General features: G+C 68.9%; 10 protein-coding genes and 1 pseudogene. 4 read left to right on the top strand and 7 right to left on the bottom strand.

Annotation, left to right across the window (positions count from 1 at the left end; all coding sequences use genetic code 11):
• The first annotated feature begins 398 nt into the window (after positions 1 to 398).
• Both D7231_RS14565 and D7231_RS14570 read left to right on the top strand, forming a co-directional pair.
• Positions 399 to 10,136: a DNRLRE domain-containing protein gene (locus tag D7231_RS14565; RefSeq protein WP_147449726.1), complete on the top strand. Its 9,738-nt coding sequence runs from the start codon at positions 399 to 401 to the stop codon at positions 10,134 to 10,136.
• 22 nt (positions 10,137 to 10,158) lie between these two features.
• The gene (locus tag D7231_RS14570; RefSeq protein ID WP_338419860.1) at positions 10,159 to 10,644 is read left to right on the top strand and encodes an SMI1/KNR4 family protein; all 486 of its coding nucleotides are present in this window, start codon (positions 10,159 to 10,161) and stop codon (positions 10,642 to 10,644) included.
• A 235-nt stretch (positions 10,645 to 10,879) separates the two neighbouring features.
• Here D7231_RS14570 and D7231_RS14575 read toward each other — a convergent pair whose 3' ends face one another.
• Positions 10,880 to 11,947 carry a PLL family lectin gene (locus tag D7231_RS14575; RefSeq protein WP_120755838.1) on the bottom strand — a complete coding sequence of 356 codons (1,068 nt, stop codon included), beginning with the start codon at positions 11,945 to 11,947 and terminating at the stop codon, positions 10,880 to 10,882.
• A 154-nt stretch (positions 11,948 to 12,101) separates the two neighbouring features.
• Here D7231_RS14575 and D7231_RS14580 point away from each other — a divergent pair, with 154 nt between their 5' ends.
• Positions 12,102 to 12,476, top strand: a complete 375-nt coding sequence (locus tag D7231_RS14580) for a PIN domain-containing protein (protein WP_120756046.1) — start codon at positions 12,102 to 12,104, stop codon at positions 12,474 to 12,476.
• A gap of 12 nt (positions 12,477 to 12,488) precedes the next feature.
• Here the strand turns inward: D7231_RS14580 and D7231_RS14585 are convergent, their stop codons facing one another.
• The 6 genes and pseudogenes from D7231_RS14585 to D7231_RS14610 all read right to left on the bottom strand — a co-directional run bounded on the left by D7231_RS14585 (position 12,489) and on the right by D7231_RS14610 (position 21,724).
• On the bottom strand, positions 12,489 to 13,991 hold the full coding sequence (locus D7231_RS14585) for an amino acid permease (protein ID WP_120755839.1): 1,503 nt from the start codon (positions 13,989 to 13,991) through the stop codon (positions 12,489 to 12,491).
• Between the two features lie 255 nt (positions 13,992 to 14,246).
• Positions 14,247 to 16,217: a 1-deoxy-D-xylulose-5-phosphate synthase gene (gene dxs, locus D7231_RS14590; RefSeq protein ID WP_120755840.1), complete on the bottom strand. Its 1,971-nt coding sequence runs from the start codon at positions 16,215 to 16,217 to the stop codon at positions 14,247 to 14,249.
• Between the two features lie 555 nt (positions 16,218 to 16,772).
• Positions 16,773 to 18,080 (bottom strand): sugar ABC transporter permease, encoded by a 1,308-nt coding sequence (locus D7231_RS14595; protein WP_120755841.1) that lies wholly within the window; start codon positions 18,078 to 18,080, stop codon positions 16,773 to 16,775.
• Between the two features lie 353 nt (positions 18,081 to 18,433).
• A pseudogene (locus D7231_RS14600) lies at positions 18,434 to 19,234 on the bottom strand (ATP-binding cassette domain-containing protein); the annotation flags it as partial.
• An 11-nt stretch (positions 19,235 to 19,245) separates the two neighbouring features.
• A complete protein-coding gene (locus tag D7231_RS14605; protein WP_194960286.1) occupies positions 19,246 to 20,352 on the bottom strand; it encodes a substrate-binding domain-containing protein in 1,107 nt (368 codons plus the stop codon).
• A gap of 172 nt (positions 20,353 to 20,524) precedes the next feature.
• A complete protein-coding gene (locus tag D7231_RS14610; RefSeq protein WP_324196829.1) occupies positions 20,525 to 21,724 on the bottom strand; it encodes an ROK family transcriptional regulator in 1,200 nt (399 codons plus the stop codon).
• A gap of 1,409 nt (positions 21,725 to 23,133) precedes the next feature.
• On the opposite strand from D7231_RS14610, the gene D7231_RS14615 reads away from it, so the two are divergent.
• Positions 23,134 to 24,780, top strand: a complete 1,647-nt coding sequence (locus D7231_RS14615) for an FG-GAP-like repeat-containing protein (RefSeq protein WP_147449727.1) — start codon at positions 23,134 to 23,136, stop codon at positions 24,778 to 24,780.
• The last annotated feature ends 126 nt before the right edge of the window (positions 24,781 to 24,906 follow it).

Raw genomic sequence — 24,906 nt, forward strand, 5'->3', positions numbered from 1 at the left:
GGGATGCATGTAATCACACCCCATGTACCTAGCTTTGGGGTAGTTACGCTCGATGAGCGCCGATGGCGGCAAATCCCCCATAAGCCCCGTTCCCGATTTCAGAGTGTAGTCACCACCGTTCCAACTGCCCCAACCTCTTGCATACCTGATCTTTACTCAGATAAAACATCGTCTCAATGCCCGCCATCTCATGGTTGTGGCTTCCTGTGGCGACCTATGCCCATATGGCGACGCATGTCCATATGCAGGTTCGCCACCTCCAGGTCGATGGGTGGGGTGTGTTCTCCGTGTTCCTTGGCAGTCGGCGCACCGGGTCTTCCGGTGCGCGTCGCCGCCGCGGCGCCTTCAGGCACCGCGGCTTCTTCGCTACGAGACCGGGGGCACGCAGAGCGGTCGCGTTGACGGCCGCGATGCTGGTGTTCGCCGCCACGGCACCTTCGGAGGCCGTGAGCCGGCCGGAGTCCGAGCCCTCGCTGCCGGGCGTCAAGGGCCACACCAAGCGCCCCGACGGCCAGCGCTGGGGCAGCGCGGCAGACCTCGATCACCTCGACGGCGCCTCCGGGCCGGTCAAGGCCCGCGGCCCGCAGACCCTCCACGGCAAGTACGCCGTGGAGCACCCGGAGATACCCAAGACCACCACCCGGAACGAGGCCAAGGTCGAGGCCGCCCCCGGCAAGGAAGTCAGGGGCTACGACCCGAAGAGCAGCAGCGAAATCACCGGCAAGCGCTCGGAGTTCGAGCGCACCTTCAGCAACCGGGACGGGTCGCAGACGACCCAGTTCTCCAAGGAGCGGCTGAACTACCGGACGGCCGACGGCAGCTGGAAGCCCATCGACGCAACGCTCGTCCCCACGGGCGACGGCAATGCGGGTGGCTGGCACAACGCCGCCGACAGCCTCGGCATCCGGCTCGCGCCTCAGGCCGACGCCAAGGACCTGGCCCGGCTCGTCGTGGACGGCGACCACGAAGTCTCCTTCGGCCTCGACGGAGCGCAGCGCTCGGCCGGCCGGACCGACGACAAGGACAAGTCCGCCGTCACCTACCCCGGCATCCTCAAGGACGCCGACCTGGAGCTGATCTCCAGGCCGGGCGGCCTCAAGGAGGTCATGGTCCTGCGGTCCAAGGACGCACCGCGCACCTGGCTCTTCCCGCTGCGGACCAAGGGCCTCACGGCCTCGCTGGACAACGGCGACGTCGTCCTCAAGGACGCCGAGGGCAAGCAGCGCGTGCGGATCCCGCACGGCTACATGGAGGACTCCAAGGTCCACCCGGAGTCCGGCGACGGTGCGATATCCACCAAGGTCGACTACCGCCTCGTCGAGCACGGCGGCGGGCAGGCCCTGCGTGTGGACCTCGACGGCGACTGGCTCTCCGCACCGGAGCGCACGTTCCCCGTCCGGGTCGACCCGCCCATGGTGGATCCCGTCGGCGCCTCGTCGAGCATGTACGTCGAGAAGTCCGGCAGCAACAACTGGAGCTCGGGCTCCGAGGACACCCTCAAGGTGGGCGCCGTCAGCGACGGCGGCACCAGCCGGGCCGCGAGCTACCTCGCCTTCCCGAACGTGGCCTCCAAGCTGCGCAACCACAAGATCTTCGGTGCCTCGCTCAACGTCCTCAACTACTGGTCGGCCTCCTGCCGCCCCCGTGAGGTGAGCGTCCACCCGGTCACCGAAGCGTGGACGGCCGGCAAGGGCCACACCTACCCCGGCCCCTCCTTCGGCGGGAAGATCGCCGGCTCCTCCTTCGCCCACGGCTTCATCGGCGAGGGCCAGTCCAGCTCGGCCTGCCCCGCCGCGTGGGAGGCCATGGACCTCGGTGCCAAGGGGCGCGACCTGGTCGAAGAATGGGCCAACGGCTCCCGCCCCAACTACGGCCTGACCCTGCGCGGCTCGGAGTCCGACACGGCGAGCTGGAAGAAGTTCTCCAGCACCAACAGCGCCAACCCGCCGTCCCTCTACGTCACGCACTCGCCGTACGACGCCAAGTACTCCGTCGAGCGCGCGAACCCGGAGCCGGCTGTCAGCCGGAGCCAGGACGGCAAGGTCAAGATCAAGGTGACCAACCTGGGCGCCGAGACCTGGACCCCCAGCACCTACGAGCTGGGCTACCGCGCCTACAAGGGCGGCAAGCTCGTCAAGGAGGTGTCCGCGGCCCAGCTCCCCAAGGACGTGCCCCGCGGCGCCGCCGTCACCCTCGAGGCGACGGTCCAGAAGGGCGACCCGGGCGAGTACCTCATCGACTTCTCGATGATCCGCAAGGGTCTGGGATTCTTCACCGACTACAACATCGCGCCGGTCCGCATCGGCCTCAACGTGCTGGCCATCCCGCCGGTCGTCGACGCCTTCCATCCGGCCAACGGCTACCAGTCCCAGACGCTCACGCCGGAGCTGTGGGCCAACGCCCGGGACATGGATAAGACCGGGCAGACGCTCCAGTACCGCTACGAGGTCTGCGAGTCCGGCAAGGACGGCAAGCCGAAGGACTGCTTCTTCTCCGACTGGTCCCCCGACCGCAGCTGGGTCGTCCCGGCGGGCAAGCTCCGCTGGTCCAAGACCTACCTGTGGCGCCCCTGGAGCAGGGACAACGCGGCCGTCAGCCCCGAGCTGCCGTACGCCACCCTGCTGACCGCCGTGCCGCAGCCGGTCATCACCTCGCACCTGGCGGGCTCGCCTTACGGCTCCTCGGACAAGCCCTTCGACCCACAGGTCGGTAACTTCGCCAGCGCGGCGGTCGACGCGTCGGTGGCCACCATCGGCCCGGAGCTCACCGTCGCCCGCACCTACAACAGCCTCGACCCGTCCAGGAACCACGTCTTCGGCGCGGGCTGGGCCTCGCGCCTCGACATGAGGGTGACGCCGGACGACGACGGAACCGGCAATGTCGTCGTCACCTACCCCGACGGCCAGCAGGTCCGCTTCGGCCGCAACCCCGACGGCTCCTTCGCCGCCCCCATGGGCCGTGACGCCGTCTTCACCACCGTCAAGGACGGTGGCTGGCAGCTCACCGACAAGAACGGCGTCCGCTACGCCTTCCGCGCCGACGGACTGCTCGGCACGGTCACCGACGCGAGCGGGCTGACCCAGACCTTCACCTACACGGACGGCAAGCTCGTCCAGCTCCGCAACGACGCCAGCAAGCGAAGCCTGTTCTTCCAGTGGACGGGTGAGCACATCACGGCAGTCGGTACCGACCCGCTGCGCACCAGCCCGCTGACCTGGACGTACGAGTACGACGGGGACAAGCTCGCCAAGGTCTGCTCCCCCGAGAAGACCTGCACCCGGTACGAGTACGGAAAGGGCTCGCACTACCGCAGCGTGGCCCTGGACTCCGGCCCCTACGCCTACTGGCGCTTCGGTGAGGACGGCGGCGACGATGCCGTCAGCCAGGTCACCGTCAACCAGGGCAAGGACCGGGCCCAGTACGTCGACGTCACCCACGACGCCGCCGGCCCGCTGAGCGGCACCTCCGACAACGCCGCCTCCTTCAACGGCACCTCATCGCGCGTCGACCTGCCCGAGAACCTGCTGAACCTGCAGCGCAGCCTCGCGGTCAGCATGTGGTTCCGCACCTCCGGCAACGGCGTGCTGCTGAACTACCGCTCCGACAAGCACAACGACAGCAACGACGGGACCAGCGCGCCCGTGCTGTACATCGGCGCGGACGGCAAGCTGCGCGGACAGTTCCGCATCGGCCGCATCTCCCCCATCACCACGGGAACCGCCGTCAACGACGGCCAGTGGCACCATGTGGTGCTGTCCTCGGACGGCGCCCGGCAGACCCTGTTCCTGGACGGCAAGCGCCACGGCAGCCTGGACGCACCGGTCAACCACGGCAACCAGCGGTTCGCCGAGATCGGCTCCGGCTACGCCTACGACTGGCCCTCCCCGCCCGCCAAGGGCTCGGTCTACTTCAAGGGCGACATCGACGAGGTCGCCGTCTACCACAAGCCGATCGGCACCGCCGCCGCGCAGTCCCTCTACGCCGCCCGCGAGCAGGCCGACCAGCTCACCAAGGTGACCACGCCCGGCGGCCGCGCGGCCGTGGAGGTCTCGTACGACACCTCCGTCGACCGCGTCGACAAGCTGACCGACAACAACGGCGGCCAGTGGCAGCTGGGCGTCCCCGTCACCGGTCTGTACGGCAAGGAGCTCATCCGCACCGTCCAGGTGACCGACCCCAAGAACCGCCGGCACTTCTACGACTACGACCCCCTGGCCGGGCGTGTCATCCGCTACGTGTCGCCCCTGCGCGACAAGCCGGTGGAGCCCCAGAAACCCAAGCCCACGACCTCCCCGACCCCCGGCACCGATGGCGGCATCTTCGAGGGCGGTGTCGTCGGCGACGGCAAGCCCCCGATGGACTACCCCGACCCCGAGTTCGTCGGCGGAGCCGTCAACGCCATGGGCGTGCGCAGCTTCGGCTACGACGACAAGGGCTTCCAGAACCGGGTCATGGACGAGAACGGTCATGCGCTCGACATGACCTACGACGACCAGGGCAACGTCGCGACGCGCAAGACCTGCCGCGACCTCAACGACTGCCAGACCACGTACTACGCGTACTACTACGACGAGAAGAACCCGCTCGACCCGCGCAACGGCAAGCTCACCGAGTCCCGTGACGCGCGTTCCGCGGGCGCTCAGGACAACACCTACAGGACGACGTACTCCTACGACGCCCGAGGTGAGCTCCTCGAGCAGACCGCACCGGACGGCCGCAAGGCCACCCGCACCTTCACCACCGGATCGGACCCCGCCTTCAACAACGAGGGCACCGCTCCGGCAGGCCTGCTGGCGTCCATGACCGACGCCAAGGGCAAGACGACCAAGTACACCTACTTCGCCAACGGTGATCTCGCCGAGACCACCGACCCGGCGGGCCTGGTCACCCGCTACACCTACGACCGGCTGGGCCGCAAGCTCACCGAGACCGACATCAGCGACTCCCAGCCCAAGGGCGTGACCGTCAGCTACACCTACGACGGGCTGGGCCGGACCGTCACCACGACCAAGCCCGGGGTCAAGAACCAGGTCACCGGCGTCACGCACACCGCGTTCACGACCATCGAGTTCGACCAGGACGGCCTGGTGCTGCGCTCCGAGGTCGCCGACACCACGGGTGGCGACCCCACCCGCGTGACCCGCACCGAGTACGACGACTCCGGCCGCCCGGTGCGGGTGACGGACGCCGAAGGCGCAGAGACCAGCTTCGGCTACGACGCTCTGGGCAACCGTGCCTGGCAGGTCGACCCGAGCGGCACCCGGACCGAGTACACCTACACCCCGCGCAACAAGGTGGCCGAGGTACGGGTGCGCGACTGGAGCGGAGACCCGGAGGAGGCGCCCAAGGACGCCGACGAGAAGGTCCTCGTGACCGACTCCTACGCCTACGACATGGCCGGCCGCATGACCCGGCACGCCGACGCCATGGGCCGCATCCGCGCGTTCAGCTACTACGACGACGGTCTCAGCAAGGCCGTGCGCGCCCTCGGCGTGCGCCAGCCGGACGGGTCCACCCGTGACATCGAGCTCGAACGGAACGCCTACGACGCCCTCGGCAACCTGACGCGCAAGACCACCGGCAACGGCACCACCGTCACCGCCTATGACTACGACGTCTCGGGCCGCACCCAGACCATCACTACGGACCCGGGCAGGCTCGACCGCAAGGTCAGCTACACGTACGACGACGCGGACAACGTGACGCGCGTCGTGCACACCGGCAAGAGCTCCAACGTCGGGTTCTCCAGCAGCAGCTCCGAGGTCGTCGACTACACCTACGACGCCGCCGGCCGGGAGCTCAGCGAGACCACCCTCAACGGCAAGGACCGGCTGACTACGACCTTCAAGCGCGACCAGCGCGGACTGCTGCTCGCGGAGACCGAGCCCCGGGGCAACGCCGAAGGCGCGGACGCGGAGGCGTTCACCACCACCTACACCTATGACGAGCTCGGCCGTCAGGTGACCGTCACCGAACCGGCCGCCGACGTGGAGAACGGCGGGGGCGACGCTCCGGCGGTCAGGACCCGTCCGGCCACCACCACCGGGTACAACGCCTTCGACGAGGCGACCCAGAGCAAGGACCCGCAGGGCCGCGTCTCCTCCGTCACCTTTGACAACGCCGGCCGCCCGACGGTCAGCACCTCTCCGTCCTACACCCCGCCCGGGGCCTCCGAGCCGATCACCCCGGTGAGCCGCAACGAGTACGACGCGGCGGGCCGGATCACCGCGACCACGGACGCGCTCGGCAACGTCCAGCGCTTCCGCTACGACCAGCTCGGCCGGATGGTCCAGCGAGAGGAGCCGCGCGCCTCGAAGCTGCTCAGCCTGGTGACGGAGCCCGGCAAAAACGTTCCGGCAGGTGCCGGTGCCGTGTGGTCCTACACCTACTCCCGCACGGGCGAGACCCTCTCGGTGACGGACCCGACCGGAGCCCGCGCCGAGAACACCTACGACGACCTCGGTCGTCAGCGCACGGCGACGGCGGTGGAGCGCAAGTCCGACCAGACCCGCTACTTCTCCACCACCTTCGCCTACGACGACGCCAACCAGCTCGTGGCACAGACCGCGCCCAGCGGCGACACCACGCACTTCAGCTACGACGCGCTCGGCCAGCTGACGGGCACCGAGGACGCCGCCGGCGTGAAGACGCAGACCGGCTACGACATGGCCGGCCGCGTCATCCGCAACAGCGACGCCCTGGGCCGCACCGTGCGGCAGGACTACGACCAGGCCGGCCGGATGACCGGTCAGCTCTGGCTGGACAAGGACGACCGCCCGCTGCGCAACCGCAGCTTCCGCTACGACCAGGCGGGCAACCCCACCAAGTCGACCGACGCCAAGGGCAAGACCACCAGCTACACCTTCGACCCGCAGAACCAGCTGGTGAAGCAGGACGAGCCGGTGTCCGCCGGCAAGACGATCACGACCAGCTTCGGCTACGACCTGAACGGCAACCGCACCCGCTTCACCGACGGTCGCGGCAACACCACCCGCTACACCTTCAACAGCCTCGGCCTGCCCGAGTCGGTGATCGAGCCGGAGACCAAGGACCAGCCGGCCCTTGCCGACCGCACCTGGACGACCTCCTACGACGCCGAAGGCAACCCGGTCCGGCTCACCGAGCCCGGCAAGGTGGAGCGTCAGCGCACCTTCGACCCCAGCGGTCTGCTGCTACAGGAGACCGGCTCCGGGGCCGAGGTCTCGACCGCCTCGCGCGTCTACGAGTACGACGCGGCCGGCCGGATGACCTCCGCCAGCGCGCCGAAGGGGGCCAACACCTTCGAGTACAACGACCGCGGCCTGCTGACCTCCGCGAAGGGCGGATCCGGCGACGCCACGTTCGGCTACGACGAGAACGGCCGTCTGCTCACCCGGGTCGACGCCGCCGGAACGGCGGTGTTCTCCTACGAGAAGGGCCGGCTGAAGTCCCTCAAGGACGCGCGGTCGCAGCAGCTGTTCTCCTACCGCTACGACAAGACGGGCGCGCTGGAGGGCATCGACTCCCCCGGGCTGAACCGCACCTTCGGCTACGACGCACTGGGCCGTCAGGTCTCCGACGTCACCAAGTCGACCGGCGGGACGACGCTGGCCTCGTTCGAGTACGCCTTCGACGACAACGACCGTGTGGTCTCGAAGAAGACGACGGGCACGGCCGGCGCGGGTGAGCAGAAGTACGCCTACGACGACGAGGGCCGCCTGACCTCCTGGACCGACAAGGACGGCAAGACCACGGGCTACTCGTGGGACGACGCCGGCAACCGGGTCCAGGCGGGCGAGCGGAAGGCGACGTACGACGCGCGCAACCGGATGCTGACGGACGGTGAGGCCACCTACGCCTACACCCCGCGCGGCACCCGCAAGTCCTCCACGACGTCCGGCCTGGCCGAGGAGAGCCGCTTCGACGCCTTCGGCCAGCTGGCCAAGCAGGGCGAGATCTCCTACCAGTACGACGCCCTCGGCCGCCTGGTCGACCGCGACGGCACCCAGCACACCTACGCCGGCCTCGACGACGAGGTCGTCACCGACGGCCGCGGTGTCTACAGCCGGGGCCTGACCGGCGAGCTGGTCTCCGTCACCCAGGACGGCTCCACGCGCCTCGCGATGAACGACCGTCACGGCGACGTCGTCGGCACCCTGGACGTCAACGACACCAACCCGACGAAGCTCACGTCCTCGACCGCCTTCGACCCCTTCGGCCGCACCACGGCCACCCAGGGCAACCAGGTCTCCATCGGCTACCAGGGCGACTGGACCGACCCGTCCACCCAGCAGGTCAACATGGCCGCCCGCTGGTACGACGCCGGCTCCGGCTCCTTCACCTCCCGCGACAGCTACACCCTCGACCCGAACCCCTCGTCCATCCGGGCCAACCGCTACACCTACGGCGACGGCGACCCGGTGGACAACGCGGACCCGACGGGGCACTGGAGCATCGGCGGGGCCCTGAAGAAGATCGGCCGGAAGGTCGCGTCCGCCGGCCGCTACATCGAGCGGAAGGCATCGCAGGTCTACCACTACGTGGAGCAGAAGGCCTCACAGATCTACCACTACGTGGAACAGAAGATCTCCTCCGGCGTCAACTGGATGGTGCAGAAGGTCTCCTCCGGCGCGCGGTGGCTCGGCAACAAGATCTCGTCCGGAGCGCGGTACATACGCAACCAAGGCGCACGGATCTACAAATCCGCGGCCCAGATCTACCGCGAGAGCAAGCGCTACATCAGCGACACGGCCCGGGCGGCGAAGAAGTACGTCGCCACCCACAACCCCATTCCGGTCCTCGCCAAGGCGCTTCGCCCCGTCTACGCAGGCATGAAGATGGTCGTCGCGGCGGCGGCTCACGCACCCGCGCTGATCGTCCAGGAGACCAAGCAGATCGTCCAGGACGTCGCCAAGGTCGCGACCGAAGTCACGAAGATCGTCGCCGACGTGAGCGCCAAGATGGTCTCGGCCGTCGACACGGCGATCACCGCGGTCTCGGAGTTCGCCCAGACGGCGGCGCCCTACCTGAAGGCGGCACTGGACTTCGCGGCCGAGGTCACGGGCGTCAACGACGCGATCGCGTGCGCCACGAAGGGCGACGTCGAGGCGTGCCTCTGGACCATCGCAACGGTCGGCAGCATGTTCGTCCCGGGCGCCACGGCGGGAGTCCGCGGCGCGAAGGCCGCGCGAGCCGGCATGAAGATGGAACACGCGGCGAAGACCGCGTTCGTTTCCGAGAAGGGCGCGACCACCGCGGGGAAGGGCACGAAGCTCGCGGAGAAGGCCGAGGACCTGGGCGAGGCCACCTGCAAGGTCCCGAACAGCTTCACTCCGGAAACCCCGGTGTTGATGGCCGACGGCACGAGCAAACCCATCAGGGACGTCAAGGTCGGCGACAAGGTCCTGGCGACCAATCCGGCAACCGGAAAGACGGAAGCCCAGACAGTCGGTGATGTCATCGTCGGTAACGGCGAGAAGCACCTCGTCAAGCTGACTGTCGACACGGACGGCGACAAGGGCGAGGCCACCGACACCATCACCGCGACCGAAGGCCACCCGTTCTGGCTGGAGGACCAGAAGACTTGGTCCAAGGCTGGCGAGATCAAGCCGGGAGCACTGCTTCGCACTTCCGCCGGCACATGGGTCAAGGTGACGGCAACTCGGGCGTGGACCGCGGTGCAGCAGGTGTTCAACCTGTCGGTCAGCTCGATCCATACGTACTATGTGCAGGCCGGGACCACACCGGTACTCGTTCACAATTGCAACGCGAACGGCGAAGCCGAGGTAAGAATCCCCGAGTGGGCCACAGATGAAGAGGCACAGCAGTTCGCGGCCTACGTAGATGCAACCAACGACGCCATCGCCCGGGGGCAGATGTCACCGACGGGCCGAGTTTCCACTAAGGGTGCAATCAGGAAGGAAGCAGCTCGTGAGGCAGCGGCAGAGAGGAAGCGTGCAGCGGCAGCCGGAACCCCCTACTCTGGTGTAGCCGGACATGCACCCGATGCGATGTGGCTGGGTCATGGAAAGCCGCCAACCTGGATCGATATGGCGAAACGAGTAAACAGTAGTCTTTCTGCCCAGGGGCAACGCTGCCCCGTGGGGTGCAGCCCTACGAGATTCGTACTGGTGGATAACAGGGGTGGCGGTGTCTGATTGGTCAGCGCTTTTCGCGGAAATGGAAACGGCAAAGCGTAGGTTGGCAGCCAGCGACCGTGACGAGCTCTGGCGCCATGAGTCGCGTCGGCCTCCGGCCACGCCTGAGCGAATTACAGAAATCACCATGGTGACGCACTGCCCTGTAGACCCTGAGTATGCCAATTTCCTGCTACATGCGGATGGCTGGCCGGCCATCTTGCAGGACATCGACCTCTTCGGGACAGCCGACTTCGGTACCGCCGCATACACCGAAGCAGAGGAACTGGTGCGTGTGATCGAGGACGAATTGGTGATCGAGCGGGGAAAAAACTTCTCCCGCCTGATTCCTATCGGCGCGTCACAGACAGACATCGACGTCCTCGTCATGCCGTGTGGGAAAGGTTCGAATCAACCAGCCCAGGTTATCTGGCTCGCGGGCGGAGAAATCGAAAGGTATCCATCCTTCTCTGACTTCTTCCGAGGAATGATCTACGAAAACATCACAGAGGCGGATTCTCTGGCATGAACTCGCGGATGAGCCACTCCGCGTCGAGCCGGAACTTTCCTCGCAGATTCAGAGTCTGATAGATCCTTTCCGGGATAAGCTCCGGCTCCGGCGTGGACTGCTGGAACCATGAGATAGACCGGACACACCGAGCGGTACCCACTTCCAAGGGGCTGCTGGGTGGACGGGCATTGCCTGTCCACCCAGCAGCCCTTCGGCGTTGAATGCGGTGACGCCCACGCAGTAACCGGAGTCGCTACACCCGCTGCCACTCGCCCAGAGTGAGTCCGCTCTCACCGGTGCGCTGGCGCGCCACCCGCAAGTGACCGTCGGTGCCGAGCACCGCGACTGTCACCCGGCCGTTGCCGTCGACGGCCAGCGCCGGCGCCCCCGCGAACTCCTCGCCCGTCTCCGACCACTGCGCCGACAGCGTCTCGTCGCCGCTGGGGCACACCGCGACGGCCGGCAGGCCGGAAGCGGACCGCTGGGCCAGCACCGTGCACTCGTGCCCGTCGAGGACGGCCCGCAGCACGGCGAGGGGGCCGGTGCCCGTGCCGCCCACGGACGTGACCGACGGCTCGTCGTCCTCCCCGGCGTCCGGCAGGAGCGTCTGCAACCCCCCGTCCGCCGCGTCCCGCCAGAAGTGCGTGACGCGGTCGTCGCCGGTGACACCCGAAGCGGAGGAACCGGACGCCGGCTTCGCGGGGACGTTGCGCACGCGCCGCACCGGCCCGCCCGCCTGGTCCTGCCGCCAGCGCAGGACGAATTCGGCCGCGGGGGCGATCAGTTCGACACGCCCGGCGGGCGTGGCGACGGCGGTCAGGCCGTCGAGGACGTGACTGCCCTTCATATCGGCCCAGGGGCCCCAGATGCCGCGCGCGTCCTGCCGGCGCCCGCACACCCCGCCGCCGGAGTTGCGTACGAAGACGTGCAGGCCGGCGGAGTCGACGGCCGCCGCGGGGGCGCCGATCTGGGCCGAGCGCTGCCAGTCCTGGCCGTGGGGCGAGCCGAGGGAGCGCCAGTTCGTCAGCGGGCGGCCGGACTGGAACTGGGTGGCGTAAACGATGTCGGTCTCAGTGCGTCCGTCGACGTCACGGCACCGCACGCCGACCAGGTGGACGTAACCCTTCGGGCCTTGCGCTATGGACAGGCACGGCTCCAGGCCGGGCACCGCCAGCAGCTCCGGGCCCGTCCAGTCGGGGCCGCCGGGCCGGGTCTCGGTCCAGCGCACGACACCGCCCTCGGCCGGCGCGTAGGCCGTCAGGCGGCCGTCGCTCCCCCTCAGTAGCCAGCCGGTGACCGGGGTGGCCGTACGCACTGCCATGACTCGCTGCCAGCCTTTCTCGCCTGCGGCTCTCGCATCGGCCTCGGTCGCGCTGCGCTCGGAGCCCGTTTGTCGACCCTCGACAATAACATCGTGGCCGGTCAGGGCATCCGGCCACGGTGGCCGTGGGCCGTGCGAGGCTGTGGCCATGACCATGAACACTCTGCTCGTCGTGGATGCCGCGAACGTCGTCGGCTCGGTGCCGGACGGCTGGTGGCGCGACCGTCGCGGCGCGGCCGAGCGGCTGCGGGACCGCCTCGCGGGGTACGCGGCGGCCGGTTCGCCCGCGCTGTTCGCGGAGGCGCCGGAGGTCGTCCTGGTGGTCGAGGGCAAGGCGCGCGGCGTCGCCCCGGTGCCGGGGGTACGGGTCGAGGAGGCGTCCGGCAGCGGCGACGACGAGATCGTCGAGCTGGTGGCGGGGCGGGAGCCGGGCCGGCGCTGCGTGGTCGTCACGGCCGACCGGGAGCTGCGGGAGCGCGTGACCGCGCTCGGCGCGGAGGTGACCGGGCCGAGCGCGGTGAACCCCTGAGACCCTGAGGCCTTACGGGACCCGGCTGTGCCGCTTCCCGTACACGAAGTACAGGACGCAGCCGAGGACCATCCACGCCGCGAACCGCAGCCACGTCTCCGCGGTCAGGTTGAGCATCAGCCACACCGAGGCGACGACCGACAGGACGGGCACCGCGGGCACCAGGGGCGTGCGGAAGGCGCGGGGCAGGTCGGGCCGGGTGCGGCGGAGGATGACGACGCCGAGGGCGACGACGACGAACGCGAAGAGCGTGCCGATGTTGACGAGTTCGGCGAGGACGTCGATCGAGGTGAAGCCCGCGAGGACGGCGACGACCACGCCCAGCAGGATCGTGGAGCGGTAGGGCGTGCCGTACTTCGGGTGGACCCGGGAGAAGATCCGCGGCAGCAGCCCGTCGCGGCTCATCGCGAAGAACACCCGGCTCTGGCCGAGCAGCAGGATCATGCAGACGGTCGTGAGGCCGACGGCGGCGCCGAAGCTGATGAGCCCGGCCCAGAACGGGTGCCCGGTGGCTTTGAAGGCGTCGGCGAGCGGGGCGTCCGTGGACAGCTCGCTGTACTTCTGCATGCCGGTGACGACGACGGACACGGCCACGTAGAGCAGCGTGCAGATGGCGAGGGAGCCGAGGATGCCGCGCGGCACGTCGCGCTGCGGGTTGCGGGTCTCCTCGGCGGCGGTGGCGACGATGTCGAAGCCGATGAAGGCGAAGAAGACCACGGCGGCGGCCGAGAAGATGCCCATGACGCCGAAGTTCGACGGGGAGAAGCCGAACATCAGCTGCACCAGCGGCGCCTTGATGTCGCTGCCGGCCGTGGTGCCCTGGGACTTCGGGATGAACGGCTCGTAGTTGGCGCCGTTGATGAAGAAGGCCCCGACGATGATCACGATGAGGACGACGGTGACCTTGACGGCGACCACGACCGCGGTCACGCGCGAGGACAGCTTCATGCCGAGCACGAGGATCACGGTGAGGGCGAGGACGAGGGCGCAGGCGAGGATGTCGAAGCCGAAGTGCCCCTCGTGCGTGCCCTGCAAGCTCACCGGCAGGTGCCAGCCCGCGTTGTCCAGCAGCGAGCGGATGTAGCCCGACCAGCCGACGGCGACGACGGCGCAGCCGAGCGCCAGCTCCAGGATCAGGTCCCAGCCGATGATCCAGGCGGGCAGCTCGCCGAGGGAGGCGTACGAGAAGGTGTACGCGGAGCCGGCGACCGGCACGGTGGAGGCGAACTCGGCGTAGCACAGCGCCGCGAGCCCGCAGACGACGCCGGCGAGGACGAAGGCCAGCGAGACCGCCGGGCCGGCGTTCTCCTTGGCAACCTTGCCGGTCAGGACGAAGATGCCGGTGCCGATGACGACACCGACACCGAAGACGGTGAGGTCGAGGGCGGTGAGGGACTTCTTGAGCGCGTGCTCGGGCTCCTCGGTGTCCCGGATGGACTGCTCTACGGATTTGGTACGGAAGACCCCGCGCTTGCCGCGGCGCTCCCCGAGAGGTTGCTGTTCGCTCGTGCTCATCGGCCCACCTCCACCTGCTCGCGTCTCATGGCCGTCTCGTGCTCCTGGCCGTCGCCCACCGGGAACTGAGCGAGTGTCCGCGATGATCCGGGCCGGACAGGGGCCTGACCGGCCACCACCCTCAGGATTCACCCGATGGGACGCACCGGTCCATATGCAGACGGGCCGGTCGTACCACCCGGATAGGTGGTACGACCGGCCCGTCTGTAAGGGGCGCGGGGCGCGGGGACAGGACCGGCCGGAGGCCTCGGACTCCTAGTCGCGCGCGGGCTCCGCGGCGGCAGCCTCGCCGGCGGCCTCGGGCACCTCAGACGCCTCAGGCACCTCAGGCGCGTCCTCGAAACGCCCGTCCAGCTTCGCAACGAGCCCCGTGACCTGCCGGGCGATGTCCGGCGCGGTCAGCCCGATCTCGGCCATGACCTCCTTGCGGGAGGCGTGGTCGAGGAAGCGCGGCGGGATGCCGAAGTCGCGCAGCGGCAGGTCGACGCCGGCGTCGCGCAGCGCCTGGGCGACGGCCGAACCGACACCGCCGACGCGGCTGTTGTCCTCGACGGTGACGACGACGCGGTGCTCGGCGGCGAGGCCGGGCAGGGCGGGGTCGACCGGCTTGACCCAGCGCGGGTCGACGACCGTCGCGGAGATGCCCTGCTTGTCGAGGAGGCCGGCGATCTCCAGGCACATCGGGGCGAGCGCGCCGACGGAGACGATGAGGACGTCGGGGCGCTCCACGCCGTCGGCGGGCTTGCGCAGCACGTCCATGCCGCCGACGCGGCCGACGGCCTCGACGGCCGGGCCGACGGTGCCCTTGGAGTAGCGCACGACGGTGGGGGCGTCCTTGACCTCGACGGCCTCGCGGAGCTGGGCGCGGACCTGGTCGGCGTCGCGCGGGGCGGCGATCCGCAGGTCGGGCACGACCTGGAGGATCGACATGTCCCACATGCCGTTGTGCGAGGCGCCGTCGTCACCGGTGACGCCGGCGCGGTCCAGGACGAACGTCACGCCGCACTTGTGCAGGGCGACGTCCATGAGCACCTGATCGAAGGCGCGGTTGAGGAACGTGGCGTAGACGGCGAAGACCGGGTGCAGACCGCCGGTGGCCAGGCCGGCCGCGGAGGTGGCCGCGTGCTGCTCGGCGATGCCGACGTCGTAGACGCGGTCGGGGAAGGCCTTGGCGAACTTGCCGAGGCCGACCGGCTGCATCATGGCCGCCGTGATGGCGACGATGTCCTCGCGCTCCTTGCCGAGCTCGACCATCTCGTCGGCGAAGACGGACGTCCAGCTGGCGCCGGAGGAGGCGACCGGGAGGCCCGTGTCGGGGTGGATGGCGCCGATGCCGTGGAAGCGGTCCGCCTCGTTCTGCTCGGCGTGCTTGTAGCCGCGGCCCTTCTGGGTCAGGCAGTGCACGAGGACGGGGCCGCCGAAGCGCTTGGCGCGCTGGAGGGCGGACTCCAGGGCCTCGATGTCGTGGCCGTCGATCGGGCCGACGTACTTCAGGCCCAGGTCCTCGAACATGCCCTGCGGGGCGATGAAGTCCTTCAGACCCTTCTTCGCGCCGTGCAGCGTCTCGTACAGCGGCTTCCCGACGACCGGGGTGCGCTCCAGGATGTCCTTGCCACGGGCCAGGAAGCGCTCGTAGCCGTCCGTGGTGCGCAGGGTCGCGAGGTGGTTGGCGAGGCCGCCGATGGTGGGCTCGTAGGAGCGCTCGTTGTCGTTGACGACGATGACCAGCGGGCGGTCCTTGGCGACGGCGATGTTGTTCAGCGCCTCCCAGGCCATGCCGCCGGTGAGCGCGCCGTCACCGATGACGGCGACGACGTGGTCCTTGCGGCCCCGCACCTGGTTGGCCTTGGCGAGGCCGTCGGCCCAGCCGAGCACGGTGGAGGCGTGGCTGTTCTCGATCACGTCGTGCGCGGACTCGGCGCGCGAGGGGTAGCCGGACAGGCCGTCCCGGGCGCGCAGCTTCGAGAAGTCCTGGCGGCCGGTGAGCAGCTTGTGGACGTACGCCTGGTGCCCGGTGTCAAAGAGGATCTTGTCCTTGGGCGAGTCGAAGACCCGGTGCATGGCGATGGTCAGCTCGACCACACCGAGGTTGGGCCCGAGGTGACCGCCGGTCTTGGAGACGGCGTCGACGAGGAAGGTGCGGATCTCGGCGGCGAGCCGGTCGAGCTGCTCCGGGCTGAGCCGGTCCAGGTCGCGCGGTTCCCTGATGCGGGTCAGCAGGGCCACCCGTGCCTCCTCTTCGTCGAGCTGTCGGCTTGTAGAGCGTGTAGAAGTCTTGAGGAACCTCTAGATCCGTCGAGTCTAATGTTCCGCCCGGCGTGGCGATGAACGGGTGATGCGACCTGAGTCACCCGACCGGACGTACGAGCGACCGGCGACACGGCAAAACGCCCTATAGGGCACGGGACGGACGGGCCGGCGGGGCGGGGACGGGCCCTATCCGGCCGGATTCGTACGTACGGCTGTATGACGGTGGGCGACGCGACCGCGCACGTAAGCCGGGCCGGTCCTCTTCGTACGTACGGCCACGTGGGCGGGCGGCGGCACGACCACGCCTCGCAGGAGACGCGGGCACGCACGACCGCGCCCCAAAGGGGCGCGGGGAACTGCGCGACCAGCCACGACGGACCGGGAGACCCGTACGGCGGGGGGAAGGCCCGTACGGGCAGGAGACCCGCACCGCAAGGGGAAGGCGCACCCCGCACACAAAGGCGCCGCCGCCCGCCGCCCAGACGGGCGGCGAACGGCGGCGCCCCACGGGCAGAGCGCACCCCGCAGGGGCTACGCGCGGCCCGCCGTCTTCTGCGTCCGCCGCGAGACGGAGTCAATGACGACCGCAGCCAGCAGCACCGCGCCAGTGATCATGTACTGGACCGCCGAGGCGATGCCCAGCAGCGCCATGCCCGACGCGATCGACTGGATCACCAGCACGCCCAGCAGGGCGGACCAGGTCTTGCCGCGCCCGCCGAAGAGGCTCGTGCCGCCGATGACGGCCGCGGCGATCGCGTTCATCAGGAGGCTGCCGGCCCCGGAGGACTGGTTCGCGGCGTTGATCTGCGACGCGAGGAACATGCCGCCGACGGCCGCCATCGTCCCGGAGAGGGCGAAGACGGAGATCCGGACCGCGGCGACGTTGATGCCGGCGCGGCGCGCCGCCTCGACGCTGCCGCCGAGGGCGAAGACCTTCCGCCCGTACGAGGTGCGGCGCAGCACCAGGTCCAGCGCCACGACGACCCCGAGGAAGATCACGACGGCCAGGGGCAGGCCCTTGTACTGGTTGAACAGCCACGCCACCACGTACGCGGGCACGGCCAGCGCCACCGTGCGCAGCACGATCTCGCTGAGCGGCCGGCTGGGCACGCCCGCGGCCTCGCGGCGCCTGCTGTCGCGGAAGGACACCAGGAAGAACGCGGCCACGGCGACCGTCGCCAGCCCGTACGCGGCGGCGATGTCGGTGAAGTAGTGGTTGGTGAGGCCCGCGACCAGCCCGGAGTCGTCCAGGTTGATCGTTCCGTTGGAGCCGAGCACCTGGAGCATCAGGCCGTTCCAGCCCAGCAGGCCGGCGAGGGTGACAACGAACGCGGGGACGCCGATCCGGGCGAAGAAGAAGCCGTGCAGGGCGCCGATGACGGTACCGGAGAGGATCGCCAGGACGAGCGCGAGCCACTCCGGCATGCCGTGGCTCACGTTGAGTACGGCGAAGACGGCGGCCGCGAGCCCGCTGACCGAGCCGACGGACAGGTCGATCTCGCCGAGGATCAGCACGAAGACGATGCCGACCGCGATGAGGCCGGTGCCGGCGGCGGTGACGAAGAGGTTGTTGAGGTTCTCCGCGCCGAGGAAGGCCGGGTCCCGCAGCTGGAAGACCAGGGCGATGACGATCAGGCCGACGACGACGGGGAGGGAGCCGAGCTCGCCGCTGCGCATCTTGCGGCGGAATTCGCCCCAGTAGCCGGCGAAGCCTTCTTCGCGGACGAGGAGGCGGGGGTCGACGGCGGGGAGGGCGTCGTGGGCGGGGGCCTGGCCGTTGGTGGGGCCGGCGGCGTTGGCGGCAGGCTCGGTGGACGACGTGGGCAGATCGGTGCTCATGCGCCGGCCTCCTTCTCGGGCTTGCCGACCTCGGGCTTGCCGACCTCGGGCTTGCCGACCTCGGGCTTGCCGACCTCGGGCTTGCCGACCTCGGGCTTGCCGACCTCGGGCTTGCCGGCCTTGCCGGCCGGGGTGGCCTCGGCGCTCTCGTCCGCCTCGGCTGCTTCAACGGCGTCGACGGCGTCGACAGGCTCGCCGGCCGGGGCGGATTCCTTGCCGGCTTCCTTGCCGTCCTGGGCGGCCTGGGCGGCCTTGACGGCGTCGGCAGGCCCGGTGACCTGGGCGGCCGGGGCGGCCGGAGCCGCCTCGGCGGCACCGGTGGCCTCCACAGCCCCGGGAACCCCGGAAACCCCCGCGGAGCGGTCCCGGCGCCGGGTGACAGCGTTGTCGGTGGCGCCGGTGATGGCGGAGATGATCTCTTCCTGGGAGGTCGACCGGACGTCGAACGTGCCGTTGTTCCGGCCGAGGCGCAGCACGGCGACGCGGTCGGCGACGGCCTTCACGTCGGCCATGTTGTGGCTGATGAGGATGACCCCGAGGCCGCGCTCGCGCAGCCGCTCGACCAGGTCCAGGACCTGCGCGGTCTGCTCGACGCCGAGCGCCGCGGTCGGCTCGTCCAGAATGACGATCTTGGGCTCGCCGAGCAGCGAGCGGGCGATGGCGACGGTCTGCCGCTGCCCGCCGGAGAGCGAGGCGATGGGGATCCGGACGCTGGGGATCCGGATGGACAGGGTGGAGAGCAGCTCACGGGCGCGGCGCTCCATCTCGACCTCGTCGAGCACCCCGGCGCGGACGATCTCGCGGCCGAGGAAGAGGTTGCCGACGACGTCGAGGTTGTCGCAGAGGGCGAGGTCCTGGTAGACGGTCGCGATGCCGAGCTCCTGGGCGGCGTGCGGCCGGTCGACGGTGACCGGCTTCCCCTCCCACTCGACGACGCCGTCGTCGGCGGGGCCGACACCGGCGATGGTCTTGACCAGGGTGGACTTGCCGGCGCCGTTGTCACCGACGAGGGCGACCACCTCACCGGCGCGGACCTCCAGGTCGACGTCGGTGAGCGCCTGGACGGCACCGAAGCGCTTGGAGATGCCGCGCAGGGCGAGGACGGGGGTGGCTGACGCGGCGGGGGACGTGGTGGCGGACTGGGTTTCGGGCATCTGCGGAATCCCTACTTGATCCCGGCGGAGTCGCACTGGGACTTGTACTTGTCCGTGCAGATCTCGTTGCGGTTGAAGAAGCCTTCCTGGCCCACGTACTTCGCGATGTCGCCCTTGGTGAGCGCGAAGGGGGTGACGATGATGGAAGGGATCTTCTTCTCGGTACCGCTGTCGACGGTGCTCTTGGCGATGCCGTCGAGAGCCTTCCCCTTGGCAAGCGCAACGGCCATCTCGGCAGCAGCGTCGGCCTCGGGCTTGTAAGGCTTGTACACGCTCATGAACTGCTCGTCGGAGAGGATCCGCTGGACGGCGGAGAGCTCGGCGTCCTGGCCGGTGACGGGCGGGAGCTTGTCGAAGCCGGCGCTCTTGAGGGCGGTGATGATGCCGCCGGCCATGCCGTCGTTGGCGGAGTAGACGCCGACGATGTTGTCCTTGCCCAGCGAGGAGATCGCGCCCTTCATGTTCTCGTTGGCGTTCTCCGGCTTCCACTCCTTGGTGTCGTACTCCTTCCCGATCTTGACCTTGCCGTCGAGGACGGAGTGGGCGCCGTCCTTGTACATCTTGGCGTTCGGGTCGGTGACGGAGCCGTTCATCATGACGATCTGGCCCTTGGAGGCGTTGTCGCCGAGCTCCTTGAGCAGCGACTCGCCCTGGATCTTGCCGACGCGCTCGTTGTCGACGGAGGTGTACGCCTTGACCGGGCCCTCGGCCAGCCGGTCGTACGCGACGACGGGAATTCCCTTGTCGTTCGCCTTCTTCACCGAAGAAGCTATCGACTTCGCGTCCACCGAGTCGACGATCAGCGCGTCGACCTTCTTGGTGATCATCGTGTCGACCTGCTGCTGCTGGACGGAGGCGTCCTGCTTGGCGTTCTCGTAAAGGACGACGGTGTCCGCCCCCGCCAATTCCTTGATCTTCTTCTCGATCAGCGGCTTGTCGAAGCGCTCGTAACGCGCGGTCTGGTTCTCCGGGAGGAGGAGCCCGATGGTGAGGGGGCCCTTCTTCTCCTTCTTGGACTCTCCGCCGCCGGCTTCCTTGGCGCTGCCGCAGGCGGCGAGCCCGGCGGCCATCGAAACGGCCGCCACGGCCACGGCTGCACGACGCATATGCGTGTTCACTTGCAGAAACCTCCCTGACGAGGCCGCGTCATTGCGGCCGAGGTGGCTGGAAGTCAACTCGGCCGCCAAGGGGCCGTCAAGAAGTAAATCCTTAACGAGATGGCAACGGTGCCATTCGTTATCTACCTGAACTCAAGGAGCGAGCTCGCCCCCCATGGGCGTAGCACGGGGATCAGGCGGGCAACGGAGCCCCGACCGAAGCATGCCCGTCGAGCAGCGTGGAATCACCCATCTCGCTCAGCACGAGCGCGAGCGCCCCCAGCACCTCCGCCCGCCCGCCGAGCGCACCGGGGACGACCTCCAACTGCCGGGCGGCGCTGGGGATGGCGTACCGGGAGACGGACTCGCGGATGGGCCCGAGGATGAGCTCACCGGACGGCGCGAGATCACCGCCGAGCACGACGCGTCGGGGATTGAGCAGGTTGCACAGATTGGCCACGCCGCTACCGATATGCCGCCCGACATCCGAAATGACCCGCCGGCAGCCGGGGTCGCCTTCACGCGCGAGCTGGACCATACGGGCGACGGTGAGATCGGGCCCATGGGCCGAATGGAGCAGAGGAAGGACATACCGGGCAGCGGTAAAGGTTTCAAGACACCCACGGTTGCCGCACCGGCAAACGGGCCCGGACTCGTCGAGCGTAATATGCCCGATTTCGCCGGCAGTGCCCCCGGGCCCCCGGTAGATCTTCCCGTTGATGACAAGCCCGGCCCCGACGCCACTGGCGACCTTGATGTACGCAAGATCGGAGGCCCCGCGCCCGGCGCCCCACACGAGCTCACCGAGCGCGCCGAGGTTCGCATCGTTATCGACGTGCACGGGCACGCTCAGCCGGGCGGCCAGCTCATCCCGCGGATTAGTCCCGGCCCACCCGGGGAGGATGGCGGTGGACCCGAGCGTTCCGGTCTCGACGTCGATGGGCCCGGGCACGCCGAGCCCCACTCCGATGATCTTCCCGGGATCGATCCCGGCATCGCCGATCAGCCGCCTGACCAGCTGCTCGGCCCGGTCGAGCCCCTGCGCGGCGGAGGCGTCCACGTCGAGCGGCTCAGCGTCCTCGGCGAGGACGCGCTGGGCGAGGTTCCCGATGGCGACCCGCAGATGCGTGTGCCCGAAGTCCACCCCCACCACAACCCCGGCGTCCCCGGACAGCGACACACTCCGCGCCCGCCGCCCCCCGGAAGAGGTGGGCGTGACCTCGACGGTCCCGCCCTCCTTCAGCTCCCGCACGATGTTGGAAACGGTCGCGGCCGACAAACCGGTGGTCCGGGCGATCTCGGCCTGTGTGAGCGACCCGGCCGTCCGCACAGCCCGCACGACCCGCTCAAGATTGGCCCGGTGCAGCGACGACTGCGACCCCGGAGTCTCCACGCCCATCCACTCCCGCCTAGCCGGGCCACGGCACGCCGGCCGTCCCCGTACCGGACCACAGCTCTGGAGCCCGGCATCCATACAACATATGAACTCTAAGCTGAGCCGTCCGGCGGAGCCCCCGTCAAGGCCTAGAACCACATCGAGGCCTCCATGGTATGGAAGGCGTCACACGGAGAAGGGGCGCCTCGGCGGCAGGCAGGGACCATGTGTATGCAGCCTGCGGCGGCAAAGAGCAAGATCACTCTTGTGGATCCGATGGCCTTGTTGATCCGATGGCCGGGCTCAGCGTGAACATGACCTACAGGGGTGGCATGTGCGATCAGTGAACGGCCACGTCGTGCCCGCCGACACCCGTCTGTGCAGGTCCGCCCCTCGAAGGGATCCGCTCAGGCCGCATTCATGAAGGCTTGAAGCCCCGTCAGTTCCTGGCGGGGCTTCAAGTGAGTTCAGTCGACTTCTACTTCTGAGCCTTCTTGTCCTTCGCGCGCGCCTCGAACTGGCCGTCCGCAAGGAAGGCGAAGACGCTTTGCTCCACCCATTAGATCGGGCGTCCGGCACCCGCCGAAACGCATAAGAGAAGGAGATCCAGACCTGCAATGACCGACCGCGCGTCACCGCCAACTGAGCCCCGGAGCCGGGCAACCGATGGCCCGCAACCTCAATCTGCGACGTACGGTCCGACGACGCCGCCCCTTACCCTCGGAAACCGCCGCGCGCCCGAGGCCCGACGGCCGGCAACTTACGGGAGAGCGGCTGGAGGCCGGTCGGACGGCACGGATTGCCGCAATCCAATCAGAAGGCAAGCACAGCCGTGTACATGACACTTCATCACGTGCGCCGCACGAACTCCCCCTGACATGCCTGCGCCCCGATTCAGACTGTATGGTATGTTCACCCGTATCGCCTGTCACCGCGGCACTACTCGCAGCTACTGCGGCGGAGAAAAACCCTTGGAAGGATTCCTAGGTGATGTCACGTGCGCGCAAACTCCTGCTCACAGGAGTCGTCGCCGGGGAATTGCCCCGGCCGACAGGGCACCTGACCCCTGGAAACCCCCGAGGCCGTCCGCGTATCGTCGGGTGACTGCAGCCTCCGCCCCTAGGTGAACATAGACGGCGGGGCCACAAAGTCCGTCTCGGAATGAACAAGGGCGCGAGAGTCGGGGCCCAGAGGGCCGGGCCCTCCGGCCGCAACGACGGCAGTACCACGCAGGCTCTCGAGCTCGTACCGCGCGCGACCGTGACGGATACCGGGCCAGGCTCTCCCGGCCGACCGTGAACACACGCCTTTCTCGGGCCGCGGCAATAGAGCGCCGTCCGGCCTTGGTTGCCACGAGAAGCCATCCCTTGCATCGCGAGGAAGCATTCCTGGCTCCCCAGAAACGGATATGACAGAGAGTCATTGATTTGAAGAGCAGAAATCGCCTCAGACCGTCGTCGCCGCGGCTGGTCGCACTCACGCTGGCCGCGGCGCTCGCAGGAAGCCTGATAGCGGCTGATGCCGTCGTCGCCGACCCGCAGCCTCCGTACGCCGCACCCGACGGTCGTACAGTCGCGGCCACTGCCGCCGCGAAGGACTGGAAGGTGCCGCGCCTGACCGTGATGCCCCTGGGCGACTCGATCACGCACGGCGCCGGCAGTTCGACCGAGTCCGGCTACCGCGGCGAACTGTGGAGCCGGCTGGCCCCGCACACGGACCAGCTGGACTTCGTGGGTTCCGAGCGGCACGGCAAGCTGCCCGACCTCGATCACGAAGGCCACTGGGGCTGGAAGATCGGCGGTCTCTCCACAAACATCGAGCAGTGGCTGCCGGCAGCGAACCCGAACGTCGTACTCCTGCACATCGGCACGAACGACCTCAACGACAACTACCACGTGGACACGGCACCTCGCCGCCTCGGTGATCTCATCGACAAGATCACGTCAGCCGCTCCCGGCATGACCGTGCTGGTCTCTTCCCTGGTCCCCTCCACGACGACCGAGACCCAGAGGCGCATCGAGCAGTTCAATGCCGTGGTGCCCCAGCTGGTGGCGGAACGGCGGGCCAAGGGCTTGCGCTTGGGATACGTCGACATGAGCGCGGTCACCACGGACGACCTTGCCGACGACCTCCACCCCAAGGACAGTGGCTACGTCAAGATGGCGGAGGCCTTCGCCGCCGGAGTGGCCCGGGCCGCGGAAAGCGGCTGGATACAGCAGCGAGTGGACGTCAAGCCGGCCCCGGCGCGCCGGGCGGCCCCGCCCGGTGACTACCGAGTCGACATCGACGGCGACGGCAAGGCCGACTACCTCACCGTCCAGGACAACGGCTCTGTGAAGGCCTGGATCAACAACGGCGGCACCGATCACGGCAGCTGGAGCGGACGCGGCACGTTCGCCACCGGAGTCGGCGAACCCGGCAGCAAAGTCCGCTTCGCCGACATCAACGGCGACGGCAAAGCCGACTACCTGGTCCTCAACGACGACGGCACCGTGAAGGCCTGGATCAACAACGGCGGCACCGGCCACGGCGGCTGGAGCGAGCGCGGCACGTTCGCCACCGGAGTCGGCGAACCCGGCAGCAAAGTCCGCTTCGCCGACATCAACGGCGACGGCAAAGCCGACTACCTCGTGGTCCACAAATACGGGGCAGTGCAGGCCTGGCTCAACAACGGGGGCACCGGCCAGGGAAGCTGGATCGGGCTCGGCACCATCATCGGCGGCGTCGGCGAACACGAGGACAGCATCCGTTTCGCCGACATCAACGGCGACGGAAGAGCCGACTACCTCGCCGTCCAGGACGACGGCTCCGCGCGGGCCTGGATCAACAAGGGTCCCGACGGGCGCGGCCGCTGGAGCGAACTCGATTCCTTCATCCCCGGCGTCGGCGAACCCGGACACAAGATCCGCTTCGCCGACATCAACGCCGACGGTAAAGCCGACTACCTCGTCCTCCAGGACAACGGAGTCGTTCAAGCCTGGATCAACACCATGGGCGACAGCCAGGGCAGTTGGGCCGAGCGCGGCACCTTCGCCACCGGAGTAGGCGAACCCGGCAGCAAGGTCCGGATCTAGCGCACGCCCCGGCGACGGGTGGGGAACTGCCCTCCCCGCGCCTTCGGTGTACCGGAACCGTGGGTTACGGAGTTCGCGGACGAGTCGTGATGCTCCGACTCGGCAAGTCTGTGACCGAAGCACCTC

The organism is Streptomyces klenkii (assembly GCF_003626645.1).
In the GTDB taxonomy this organism is placed as follows: Bacteria; Actinomycetota; Actinomycetes; order Streptomycetales; family Streptomycetaceae; genus Streptomyces; species Streptomyces klenkii.